This window comes from Candidatus Jordarchaeum sp. (genome assembly GCF_052745115.1).
Genome location: NZ_JBRAKS010000101.1, coordinates 1 through 11,843, shown reverse-complemented (window position 1 = coordinate 11,843; position 11,843 = coordinate 1). Strand labels below are relative to the sequence as shown.

Annotated in this window: 11 protein-coding genes; 7 read left to right on the top strand and 4 right to left on the bottom strand. The window is 43.5% G+C overall.

Going from position 1 to position 11,843, the window contains the following annotated elements:
• The first annotated feature begins 187 nt into the window (after window positions 1–187).
• A complete protein-coding gene (locus tag ACUVXA_RS08980) occupies window positions 188–970 on the top strand; it encodes an enoyl-CoA hydratase/isomerase family protein (RefSeq protein WP_445870916.1) in 783 nt (260 codons plus the stop codon).
• Window positions 971–1,040: 70 nt separating this feature from the next.
• On the opposite strand, the gene ACUVXA_RS08975 is transcribed toward ACUVXA_RS08980, so the two are convergent.
• Genes ACUVXA_RS08975 through ACUVXA_RS08960 form a run of 4 tightly spaced genes read right to left on the bottom strand, consistent with a single transcriptional unit; the run spans window position 1,041 to window position 4,345 of the window.
• Entirely contained in the window at window positions 1,041–1,508 is a 468-nt protein-coding gene (locus ACUVXA_RS08975) for a Zn-ribbon domain-containing OB-fold protein (RefSeq protein ID WP_445870915.1), read from the bottom strand.
• Window positions 1,509–1,531: 23 nt separating this feature from the next.
• On the bottom strand, window positions 1,532–2,701 hold the full coding sequence (locus tag ACUVXA_RS08970; protein ID WP_445870914.1) for a thiolase C-terminal domain-containing protein: 1,170 nt from the start codon (window positions 2,699–2,701) through the stop codon (window positions 1,532–1,534).
• A gap of 14 nt (window positions 2,702–2,715) precedes the next feature.
• Entirely contained in the window at window positions 2,716–3,855 is a 1,140-nt protein-coding gene (locus tag ACUVXA_RS08965; protein WP_445870913.1) for a thiolase family protein, read from the bottom strand.
• Window positions 3,856–3,874: 19 nt separating this feature from the next.
• Window positions 3,875–4,345, bottom strand: coding sequence for a Zn-ribbon domain-containing OB-fold protein (locus ACUVXA_RS08960; RefSeq protein ID WP_445870912.1), 471 nt, complete (start codon window positions 4,343–4,345; stop codon window positions 3,875–3,877).
• 340 nt (window positions 4,346–4,685) lie between these two features.
• On the opposite strand from ACUVXA_RS08960, the gene ACUVXA_RS08955 reads away from it, so the two are divergent.
• The 6 genes from ACUVXA_RS08955 (at window position 4,686) to ACUVXA_RS08930 (ending at window position 11,814) form a co-directional block, all read left to right on the top strand.
• Window positions 4,686–5,933 carry an MFS transporter gene (locus ACUVXA_RS08955; protein ID WP_445870911.1) on the top strand — a complete coding sequence of 416 codons (1,248 nt, stop codon included), beginning with the start codon at window positions 4,686–4,688 and terminating at the stop codon, window positions 5,931–5,933.
• 116 nt (window positions 5,934–6,049) lie between these two features.
• Window positions 6,050–7,318: an MFS transporter gene (locus ACUVXA_RS08950; RefSeq protein ID WP_445870910.1), complete on the top strand. Its 1,269-nt coding sequence runs from the start codon at window positions 6,050–6,052 to the stop codon at window positions 7,316–7,318.
• Between the two features lie 92 nt (window positions 7,319–7,410).
• Window positions 7,411–8,922, top strand: coding sequence for an acetate--CoA ligase family protein (locus ACUVXA_RS08945; RefSeq protein WP_445870909.1), 1,512 nt, complete (start codon window positions 7,411–7,413; stop codon window positions 8,920–8,922).
• Window positions 8,923–8,969: 47 nt separating this feature from the next.
• Window positions 8,970–9,503, top strand: a complete 534-nt coding sequence (locus tag ACUVXA_RS08940) for a gamma carbonic anhydrase family protein (protein ID WP_445870908.1) — start codon at window positions 8,970–8,972, stop codon at window positions 9,501–9,503.
• A gap of 116 nt (window positions 9,504–9,619) precedes the next feature.
• Window positions 9,620–11,287 carry an AMP-binding protein gene (locus tag ACUVXA_RS08935; protein WP_445870907.1) on the top strand — a complete coding sequence of 556 codons (1,668 nt, stop codon included), beginning with the start codon at window positions 9,620–9,622 and terminating at the stop codon, window positions 11,285–11,287.
• Window positions 11,288–11,649: 362 nt separating this feature from the next.
• Entirely contained in the window at window positions 11,650–11,814 is a 165-nt protein-coding gene (locus tag ACUVXA_RS08930; protein WP_445870906.1) for a hypothetical protein, read from the top strand.
• The last annotated feature ends 29 nt before the right edge of the window (window positions 11,815–11,843 follow it).

Genomic DNA, 11,843 nt, shown 5'->3' with positions numbered 1-11,843 from the left:
AAGGTCATTCCAGACCACTCACAGGCTGAAAAATGCGCCCCACACCTTCCGCATAAGGGCGCAAAAAATGATACAACCCTTGCAAAAACCGTTCTCCAGCTACGGAGATTGAAAGTTTTTTATTTTGTGTTATGTTATTGGTAGCTGTTGGAAAATATTTGAGAAATTTTAGGAGGAATCTGATTTTATGGCGGAGCTGAAAACTATTAAAATTGAGAAGGAAGATGGTATTGGGAAAATTATTCTTAACCGGCCGGAGAAGAGAAACGCTATCAACGTTGACATGTTCGTTGAAATAGGGGAAGCTGCAGGAATTGTTTCTGACGATCCGGAGATTAAGGTTGTGATTGTTACTGGTGCGGGAACCGCTTTCTCAGCGGGTATAGACTTTAATGCTGCGTTAAACCTTGGGGGTTCAACTTCCCAGGATTTTAGAAAATTTGGTAGAAGAATCCAGATAGGCTGGAGCTTGCTTGAGAATATTGAGAAACCAGTAATTGCTGCTATTAATGGTCCGGCTATTGGAGGAGGACTAGAAATCGCACTCTGTTGTGATATTAGGATAGCGGCTGAGAATGCCATAATGGGCATCCCAGAAGTCTGTGTCGGTCTGGTGCCAGACCTTGGAGGAGCTCAGAGACTCCCTAGAGTAATCGGGCTTGGCCGGGCAAAAGAACTCATATTTACGGGTAAAACTATAGACGCAGTAGAAGCTGAGAGAATAGGATTGGTGAATAAGGTTGTTCCGGCTGAAAAGCTTATGGAAGCAGCCATTGAAATGGCGAATGAAATTAAGGATAATGGCCTAGTAGCAGTTGGTCTGGCTAAAAAAATTGCAAACAAGTCTATGGAGTTAGATATGGATACTGTACTTGAGTACTCCATACTCGCCCAGGATATTTGTATCAGAACCGAGGATATGGGTACACTGTTTAAACGCTACATGGAAAAGAAGAGCAAGAAAAAATAATTGTATAAAATAAATTTTTAATTTGAGAATAAAAACTGAAAAAGGAGGATTGCTTCCTCCTTTACAACTTTTACACGAGTTCGAAATATTTTATGTCCATCATTTCTCCTACGGTTTTGTCCTTCCAGACCGCCCGTACCTTGGCTCCTATCTTAATCTGTTTTTTAACCTTATCAAGATCTGATAGGTCTATTCCACCTATATAGTGATAGAATGAACTATCAGCACCATCCAGTTTTATACGCGCTATAATATATGGGGGTTCTGCTGGTTGTTCAATAAATGGGTATGTTACAAGCGTCCAAGCTTCCAAGGTCCCCTCATCGCTGACCTCTACCCAATCCAGTATATCCACAAAACATTTGGCACAGAATTTGCGTCCCGGTACAAGAACCATACCACACTTAGAACACTTAGTTCCCATAATTTTCTTATTTTTCATCCCCTGGAAAAATTTCAAACCAGCTTCGCCAATCGACCAACGGTAGGGGAGCTGGACTACACCGGGTTTCACAGATTTTACTTCCTCTTCAGCCATCTTTCATCAATCCTCCATTTTTTTTAAGGTGTTCTACCAAGAATCATTACACTAATGAGGTGATTGGCACCTCCTAATCCGTTGCAGAACGCGGTCTCGGCATCCGGAATCTGGTGTGCTCCCGCTTTGCCGGTAACCTGGAGCGCAGCCTCCGCCACCCGAATCATAGCCGTAGCACCAATGGGATTAGTACTCAAGACGCCACCAGAGGGGTCACACGGTATTTCGCCGCCTCTAGCCACTACTCCCTCTTCAATCAGTTTATATGCTTCACCCGGTTTACAAAAGCCAAAACACTCGTAATGCATCATTTCTTGGAAAGTAAACGGGTTATAGATCTCAGCCACGTCTAACTCTTTTAAAGGGTTTGTGATGCCTGCCATCTTATAAGCGCGCCTAGCCACTTCTATGGTTGGTGGATTTTCCACACTGTCAGAATCTTGGATCCAGTACTCGTTGCCAAGGTATGACAAACCCTTAACCCAAGCCGGGGTATCAGTAATTTTCCTAGCCTTATCCTCTGAAGCATATATTACGACGCAAACCCCGTCTGACTGGGGGCAAACATCCAGTAGCCTAATAGGGTAGCAGATAATTCTAGAATTTAAAACATCGTCTACGCTAATTTTTATCTTGATGTGTGCATAGGGGTTATCGAAGGCGTCTAAATGGTTTCTTACAGACACCTCAGCGGCGGCTAGACGAACCCTATCTTCTGGGATATTATATCTGTGTATGTACTCATTACTGCCTTGAGCAAATACTCCCGGGGCGCCTGGTACAAATGGTCTACTGAAATGAGCATCACCCACGGTATTCATTGTTCCTTGGGCTTGCCCCTCGTATTGTTTTTCTGCTCCAATGGCCATAACCACGTCGAATAGACCTGAGGCCACATGATAGTAGCCTGAATGTGCCACAGACATTCCGGTAGTACCACAGGTGGCTACTCGCATGTTGGGTTTCATAATGGCTCCTGCGGCATCGTTACCCCAATAGAGATGTGGTGCATTTATTCCTTCCATGGGTGCGGGCATTGAACCTGAAACCACTGCATCTATTTCCTCAATTGTTAGGTTGGCGTCGTCTAAGGCTCTTTTTACACCTTCGTAGACTAGTTCTGGATAGGCGAGGTCTCTTCTTTTTCCATGGTTGGTTTGACCAGTGCCTACAATGGCTACTTTTCTAACCATTAACTTCCCCCTGTTTATCGGCTCAGGATCACCACCGTGTGTAGCTGTCCTCCAAGTCCGTGCACACTATGCGCTAATGCTTTTTCCGCGTTGGGAACCTGCCTCTCGCCAGCCTTGCCCCAGAGTTGTAGCGCTGCCTCAGTCGCTCGGATGGCGCCGCGAGCGCAGAAGGGATTTGTTGATAGTACTCCACCCGAAGGATTTACGGGGAGTTCTCCATCCATCTCGGTGACTTCGTCTTTGAGTAGTTTTGCGCCTTCACCATCTTTGCAGAAGCCTAGTCCCTCATACCAGAGTAATTCCTGAAAAGCGTAGGGTTCACAGATTTCAGCCACATTCAATTCCTTTAGAGGCTTTTTAATCCCTGCCATCTCGAAGGCCTTTTTACTAGCCACTTTTAACGCTTGGTTCTCTAGCAGATCCCGATCACCCATGAAGTATGGTTCTACTCTCCAATTGATTCCAGTAATCCATATTGGTTCATCCGTATACTCTTTGGCCTTCTTCTCGTTGGCTAAAATTAGGGCACAGGCTCCGTCCGAAGCGGGGCAACACATGAGTTCCCTCAAGGGATAGGCGGTAACTGGAGACTCCATAATATCCTCCACAGTGGCTCGCATCTTTCGATGCGCATTGCTGTTAAACAAAGCGTTTTTCAAATTTTTAACGGCGACCTGCGCCCCATCCTCTTCGCTAATCCCATACTTGTTCATGTATTGGCTAGCTTGTAGAGCAGCCGCCGATATTTCCTCAAGCGCTATTGGCCTCTGATAGAATGGATCATTATATAAGCTAGTGAGCGTGGGTATAGAGGACACCTCGCTACACTTGGTAATCCCTATAACCAGGCAGGTATCAAAGTGTCCAGATCGAACTCTCATGTAGCCGTAGGCCAGAGCCAGACCAGAGTCCTCCTCTGCCTTAGTGCTATCCTTAAGGTATCCTGCTGCGGCATCATAGTGAAACACGTTGGAGCAACCCATTCCCTGCCAGTAGTCCGAGGAAGAGGCTACTATGGTTCCTATATCCTCCCGTGTTATTCCAACCTTGTCCATTACAGTCTTGGTTACTTCAAATGACAATCCACGCACAGAGTCCATAATATTTTGTCCACACTTCTGTGCTACACCAATAATTGCAACCTTTTCAGACATAAAACCACCTTTTTTTTAATTATGTTATGGGTTTGAAATAATCGATATCTCTGATTTCTCCTACTCGTTTGTCTTTCCAAACAGCCTTTACTCGCATTCCTATTTTTACCTGATCCTTAACCTTTTCAGGGTCTGAAAAGTCAATGCCCATAATATAATGGCTGAACGCAGTGTCAGCTCCATCAAGGTCAATTGCAGCCACAATATATGGGGGGTCTCGGGGTTGTCCTACAAAAGAATAATTCACGAAGGCATATGTCCTTATGGTTCCTTCATCTGATACTTCCACCCAGTCAAATAGCTCTATGAAGTCCCGGGGACAAAACTTCCTTCCCGGAACAAGAATTCTACCGCACTTATGACATCTTGTACCTAGAATCTTCTTTTCCTTGAGACCTTGGAAAAACCGAATTCCAGCGGGTCCCACAACCCACCGGTAAGGCAGAGTTATTTCTCCTTCACGTACCGCCTTGACTTCTTCTTCACTCATAATAAATCCTCCAAACCAATTCCAAGTCAAACTTTTTACAGATTATCACATCTTCTTGTCATCTGCATCTATAATTTGATTCCTTAGGGAATTTCAAATAAATTGGCTGTAGCAATTAAATTCGATATTGTTCCTTGTTTTTTGACTTCTTTGTTTGAATAGCTATATAAATTTTGTTTAAAGGCTGGATAAACTAATTCCAAAAACCATCGGATTCTTAATTGCTAATTTTTGTAATGTTTTCACAGCGAGGATTTTAAAAAGGGTGATGATTTATAGAAATGTTAATAAATTGGGTTTATCGCTTTTCTGGGAGAATTATTTGTAGAGATGTTTGGCTATGGCTGATAGCTGGGCTCGCTATGCTAACGCTAAGCTTCTGGTGCTTTACTTTGCGAGTTTTGTGGGTCCTCTATCTGGGAACACTGTGCTGGCTTTGATTCCAACTCTTAAGAAAACTTTTAATGCAGATGTGGGCACAGTATTGCTTTCCATTACGGCTTTGATGATTCCCTTCGCGGTTTTTCAGCTTTTTTCAGGAACTATGTCTGATGTTTATGGTAGGAGACCCATTTTAGTGATGGGCTTCTTAATCTACGGAATCGGATTAACTATAATTGGTTTTAGCCCAAACTTCAACATATGGGTTTTTCTTGCGGCCAGATTCATCTGCGGAATAGGCTATGCTTTCGTGGGACCCGTTTTACCTGCTTGTATCGGCGATCTTACAAGAATCGAGTACCGAGGTAAGGTCATGGGAATTTATTCCTCGATGGTTACTTTCGGAATAGCCGCTGGTCCTCTTTTGGCGGGTTTCTTCGCTGATGTGTGGTGGTATATCTACTTTATGCTCGCGGGTCTAGCCTTTCTTTCAATGATTCTAATCTGTTTCGTTTTTGGAATCATTAATATACAAAAGAAAATCACTATACCGGTTCTTAGCCAAGTTTTTTCGGATTTGAAAGAAGTTTGCTCTATTAAAAGTGTATTAGTGCTTGCCCTTGCCGGTTTTCTTGGCTACATGGGCTTCATGAGTGTGTCAGCATTTCTCTCGGACACCTTATCCCTTCCCCCATTTTACCTGGATCCTGTCGCCATTGGTATGGTACTCTCCGTTGGCGGTGCCGTGGTTATTTTCTTCGCTCCACTATCCGGATACCTAGTTGATAGATGGGGAAGGAAGAAAGTAGCCTATTTAGGAATCGCTGTGAGTGTGGGGTCGCTAATTTTACTATTCTTATCTGAAGGGTTTTGGGGTTTTATGCTTTCAATGGCTTTGTACGGGATCGGAGGTAACTTGTTCTGGCTACCTTTAAACACTATGTCTGTGGAACTGGTGCCCCGGATGAGGGGTGCTACTGCGTCAGTTTATAATAGCCTAGCAATGTTTGGCTACGCGCTCGCCCCTTACTTGCTGACTCCGGTTTACGAAGATTATGGTACAAGTGTGATTTCTGGTTTCCAAATAATCATAATAATAGCCATATTAATTGCATTATTGATGATTCCCTTTATCCGATATTTGGGTAAGCAGGAACTACCCGAAATGCGAATAGAAAAACCTAAAACACCCTTAACTATTAAATGAAAGCTTAGGTTTCTTACCAATACCCTAGCGAAGAAGGTACATCAATAAGCAGATTTAAGAGTTTTAGGTTGGAGAAATATTAATATTGTTACTTTTCTGTTTTTTCTGAAGAATAATTGTTCAAGGTCGTGTGGATGGTGGCAAGTAGCTGGGCTCGTTATGCTAACGCTAAGCTCCTGGTGCTTTACTTTGCGGGATTTGCTGGTCCTCTATCTGCGAATACGGTATTAGCTTTGGTTCCTACCCTTAAAACTACTTTTAACGCTGATGTGGGAACGGTTTTGCTGTCTATAACTGCTTTGATGATTCCCTTCGCGGTTTTTCAGCTTTTCAGTGGAACCATGTCTGATGTTTATGGTAGAAGACCTATTCTGGTTTTGGGTTTCTTGATCTATGGTATAGGATTGACGATAATTGGTTTTAGCCCAAACTTTAGTATATGGGTTTTTCTCGGAGCAAGATTCATCTGTGGAATAGGTTACGCTTTTATTGGACCTGTGTTACCTGCTGTAGTTGGTGATCTTACAAAGATTGAGTATCGGGGAAAAGTGATGGGAATTTATTCCGCGGTAGTCACCTTCGGAATTGCTGCCGGTCCTCTTTTGGCGGGTTTCTTCGCTGATGTATGGTGGTATATCTACTTTATGATTGCGGGTCTAGCCTTTCTCTCAATGGTTCTAATCTGGTTCATCTTTGGAACAGTTAATGAGCCTAAGGAAATACATATACGTCTTTTCAGCCAGGTTGTGAGGGATTTAAAAAGCGTTTGCTCTGTTAAAAGCGTGGTAGTGCTTAGTGCAGCTGGTTTTCTGGGTTTTATGAGCTTTATGGGTGTGCAATCATTTCTATCAGATGCCTTATCCCTGCCGCCCTTCTATCTCCAAGCGGACGCTATAGGCATAATTCTCTCCATTGGGGGCGCTGTCGGTGTTTTTATCGCTCCGGCAGCTGGATACATAACTGATAGGTTTGGAAGAGAGAAGGTGACTTATTTGGGTGTTGCCGTGGTTTTTATTTCACTAATTTTCCTACTCGTATCGCATGAATTTTTGGGGTTCACGTTTTCCATGGCTTTACATGGGATCGGGAGAAACTTGTTCTGGTTGCCCTTAACCGCTCTCTCCGTGGAACTCATACCAGGACAAAGGGGAGCAGTTTCATCAATCTTCAACAGTGTAAGATTCTTCGGATATGCCCTCGCTCCCTACGTACTGACACCTGTATACGAAGACTATGGCACCAGCATGATTTCCAGCTTCCAAATCATTATCATAGTAAGCATATTAATACTACTAGTGATAATTCCCCTAATCAGATATGTGGGTAAGCAGAAGCTTCCCGAAATGTGCCTCGAAAAACCTGAAAAAATGCTGCCAGAAGATTAATAATCTAATCAGCTTGCATAAATCTTATTTTGGAATAATTGTATTGTATGGTAATTTTCCTAAACAGCTAACAGGTAAAGGAGTCAATTTCTTTGCAGACGAGTAGAACTAACAACGGAAACATTTACGAAACCATAAATTATGCGATGCAACCCAGAGGAATAGCAGTGATTGGAGCCTCACCTGACCCAATTAAGATAGGCTCCTGGATTCTAAGAAACATTTATTTATTGGGCTATGAGGGAAAACTCTTTCCAATCAACCCCCGATACGAGGGAAAGATTTGCGGTCTTCAAAGCTACCCCAGTATACTGGATGTACCGGGAGAAGTAGACCTCGCTGTGATTGTCATCCCAAATGATAGGATTTTAGATGTTCTCGGTGAATGCGTAAAAAAAGAAGTAAAAATAGCTATCCTAGTGAGTGCAGGCTTCGCGGAGTTCGACATAGAGGGCAGAGAACTACAGAACCGAATTAAAAACTTTGCGAGGGAAAAAGGAATACGTTTGATCGGTCCCAATTGTTTGGGAGTTGTGAATCCGGGATACGAGCTGAACACCACCACGATGCCCATGATGCCCGCTGCAGGCACTGTGGGATTCATCTCTCAGAGTGGCGGTTTTGCGGGTCAAACCTTCCTCACAGCTAGAAGAATCCATCTGGGCTTCAGTAAGATAGTAAACACGGGGAACGAGGCGGACCTCGACACCACTGATTTCTTGGAATATTTTGGTGAGGATCCTCAAACCCGTGTGATCATGATGTTTGTAGAGAGCATAAAACGGGGCCACCGATTCTTGGAACTAGCCCGTGAGGTATCTAAGCAAAAACCGATTCTGTGCTTAAAAGTCGGTAGAACTGAAAGGGGTGTTAATGCGGCTCTTTCCCACACCGGTAACCTTTCTGGTTCCCACGAAGTTTTTAAGGCGGCTATGCAGCAAGCCGGGGTTCTTCTACCTAGAAATATTGAGGAAATGTTCGAGTGGGCTTTCGTATTTGCAAATCAGCCTTTACCTAAAGGAAACAGAATAGGGATAGTAACAAATTCCGGAGGTCCAGGTGTGGCTCTGGTTGACGTCTGCTTGGAACATGGACTGGTTGTACCTGAATTGCCCTTGGATGTGCAAAAACAGTTTAGGGAAATGTTAGCTCCGAACGCCATTATCAAGAACCCGGTGGATCTGACATTTGCTAGTGATTTCGGAATTTACTCCAAGTGTGTAGAGATAATGTTCGATGAGGCAGATATTGATGGAATGCTGATTTATGGAGTTTTTGGAGCAGATATCTGGAGACATCTCCTAGAACAAAAAAACCCGTCTAAAAAGTTTATAAAGCGTCTGGAGAAGGTGGGAAAAGAAAGTGTTGTGCAGTGGAGCAGAGCCATAGAAAAAACGTTTGTCGAAGCTATACCCAAAGTATTCCAAGTAAGCAAGAAATACAATAAGCCCATAATTACTGCGAGTACCTCAGCCCCTTGGGAGGACGAGGCAATCAGGTCACTGCCCGAAAACGGAATCCCATTCTTCAGAACACCTGAAGCTGCAGCCGAAGCAATGGCCGCTCTGGTACAATACAGCCAATACAGAGTAAAGCAAAAATAACCCCACCCCCTATTTAAAATAAATCTTAAAAAGAAGGGATATAAAAAATGTCCAATGAAAAGGAAGGAGAAATTTTAAAACCAAAAATACATAAATCCGTTTTTATAGCGGAAGGTGCTCAAATATGGGGAGATGTTGAAATCGGAGAAGGGTCTAGCGTCTGGTTCAACGCTGTAATCCGAGGAGACGAGGGAAAAATTACCATAGGGAAAAACACCAATATACAGGACAACACAGTCCTGCACAGTGACATGCTGGTGGGAATCGAAATAGGAGATAATGTAACCATTGGACATGGAGCCATAATTCGAGGTTGCAAAATCGGTAATAATTCTGTGGTGGGAATGAACTCCACGGTCATGACCAACTCCGAAATCGGAGACGACAGCATCGTTGGAGCAAACACATTTGTACCCTACGATAAAAAATTTCCGCCACGATCTCTAATTATAGGGATGCCAGCAAAAATCGTTAGAGAATTAAAAGAAGGAGATCTAGAAGCAAACAAAATTGCAACACAAATCTACAAAGGATTAGTAAAAAACTATTCTGAAAAAAAGATTCTCGGATACGGGAAATAGTCTATTTTTATTTTTTATTATTTTTATTAAAAATAATTAATCTTAAATACGCTTTGTGAACATTTAATTTAGACTCGATCCCATAATAATGTTATATTTTTAATGGAGGACGCAATTTGATCGAAGAAAAACCCCTATACACAGTGGAATACGATTTTAAGAAACAAAGTCCTTGGGTGAGACCTAAACGTGTTTGGGAAAAATTGCTCCCCAAGACTGTTCCCAAGACCATAAAGTATCCCGAAATACCGGTACATTATATTGCGCGGGAGGCGGCTCGAAGATACCCGCACAATCTGGCGATATATTTTGTTCCGGAGGAAAGAAAGTACACCTACCGGGAACTAATGCACTGGAGTGACAAGGTAGCAGCTGGATTGGCAGACATGGGAGTAGAGAAGGGTGATGGCGTCGGCGTGTACATGACTAACTCGCCTGAATTTTTATTCTCCCTCTATGGAATAAGCCAGAACGGAGCTTTTACGGTACCTATTAATCCTATGCTCAAAGCACCTGACATAAAACACATCGTCACCGATTGTGGAGTAATCGATACTCTGATTTGCAGCTCCATACTCTATCCTAACATAGAAAAGGTGAGAGAAGAGGTCGAAATAGAAAACGTCATAGTTTATGGAGAAAAAAAGCCGGGAACTTCCAGTCTACAGGATCTGATGGAGAAATATCCCGCTAAACCTCCAGAAGTGGAAATCAATCCCAAGGAAGACCTCTTTACTCTGATGTACACCGGAGGAACCACGGGACTACCCAAAGGAGTGATGCAAACACACTATAACATAGTGGCAAACGTGTACCAGATGATTGGAAGAGAGCCAAATTCACCAATTGAAGAAGGCAGGGTGTCCTGCATAACAGTGCTGCCCATGTGCCACTCCTTCGGACTGAGTCAGTCTCAGCTCTACATGGCTCAGAGAGCCATGATGCTTCTTTACACCGGTTTTGACCCGGAGCAGGTGATGAAAGCCATTGAGCTGTACCGCACCGAAAACTTTGTGGGCATACCGTTAATGTTCCAGTTTTTAATAAATCATCCCAATTTTGAGAAGTACAATTTGAAATCACTGTTTAGAGTTATTTCCGGTGCGGCGCCTATCCCAGAGGATCTGGTTACGAAATGGAAGAAAGTGGTCGGTTCCGATGTGGGGCAGGGTTACGGTCTCAGCGAGTCCGGTCCTTCTACTCACATGAAACCCACCTGGCTTCCCCAGAAAGGATTAACCATAGGCATTCCCTTGGTGGACACCGACGCTAAAATTGTGGACGTGGACACAGGGAAGGAGCTTCCACCCGGAGAAGTCGGTGAGCTCATGGTGAAGGGCCCTTCGGTGATGAAGGGCTACTGGAAACAGCCGGAAAAAACCAAGGAAACCATTGAGGACGGCTGGCTTCACACTGGCGACCTAGCCTACATGGATGAACAGGGCTACTTCTATATCTCCGGCAGGCAAAAGGACATTATAAAGTATAAGGGTTACAAGGTTTTGCCTGACGAGGTGGAAGACAAACTGTATAATCATCCCGCAGTCTTGGAGTGCGCAGTAGTAGGAGTACCAGACCCGGAGATAGGGGAAACCATCAAAGCCTTCGTTGTTATAAAAGACGAGTATAAGGGAAAAATCACCCCAGAAGAAATAAGAGACTGGGCAAAGGAAAACATGGCAGGATACAAGTGGCCCAGAATAATAGAATTCATTGACAAGGTCCCAAGGACAGCTATTGGAAAAGTCTTCCGAAGAGGACTAAGAGAACAAGAAAAAAAATGAGCTAAATCTTTCTGCTCTATTCTCAACTTTTTATTTCAAACTTTCAATTTTAATCCCCCTCCGTCAATGAGTCTACCTTTTATAATATTCTGATTTTTATATTCTTTCATGTTAACTTCCCGTGGTGGTTTTGATGGAGGGAAAACAGGTTTAAACCCCTTGCTTTAGGGGGGTTTCACGCCTAGCAGGGTTAGAAGCACCAAAAAGTGGTTCCTGGAGGGTGAGGAAAAGCGGGATTTAACAGTTAACAGAACTGAAACAAATCATCATATAATAAATAGTAGACTCATTGCCCTCCGTCTTGGGGGTTCACAACAGTAGAAAGATTTAATGATAAATAATACCATTCTTAGACTTTAATCATGAACCCAAACATCCACAGAGACGTCCAATACAAGGCTACAACCCTGCCCACGAGAACCAAGCCGACAATCAGCGTGGAGAACAAAAATCCGCTAAAAGGAACCACCGCTGGGCAAAGCAAAGGTTTCCTTCCAAAGGCGGACCACGACTTAAACGCTGCCTAACCACGCCCTCGCCACCACCAGTTGAGCGG

Bases quoted from the DNA above. Each gene is read 5' to 3' on its own strand.
- ACUVXA_RS08980 (WP_445870916.1), top strand. From the start codon at position 188: ATGGCGGAGCTGAAAACTATTAAAATTGAGAAGGAAGATGGTATTGGG.
- ACUVXA_RS08975 (WP_445870915.1), bottom strand. From the start codon at position 1,508: ATGGCTGAAGAGGAAGTAAAATCTGTGAAACCCGGTGTAGTCCAGCTC.
- ACUVXA_RS08970 (WP_445870914.1), bottom strand. From the start codon at position 2,701: ATGGTTAGAAAAGTAGCCATTGTAGGCACTGGTCAAACCAACCATGGA.
- ACUVXA_RS08965 (WP_445870913.1), bottom strand. From the start codon at position 3,855: ATGTCTGAAAAGGTTGCAATTATTGGTGTAGCACAGAAGTGTGGACAA.
- ACUVXA_RS08960 (WP_445870912.1), bottom strand. From the start codon at position 4,345: ATGAGTGAAGAAGAAGTCAAGGCGGTACGTGAAGGAGAAATAACTCTG.
- ACUVXA_RS08955 (WP_445870911.1), top strand. From the start codon at position 4,686: ATGGCTGATAGCTGGGCTCGCTATGCTAACGCTAAGCTTCTGGTGCTT.
- ACUVXA_RS08940 (WP_445870908.1), top strand. From the start codon at position 8,970: ATGTCCAATGAAAAGGAAGGAGAAATTTTAAAACCAAAAATACATAAA.
- ACUVXA_RS08930 (WP_445870906.1), top strand. From the start codon at position 11,650: ATGAACCCAAACATCCACAGAGACGTCCAATACAAGGCTACAACCCTG.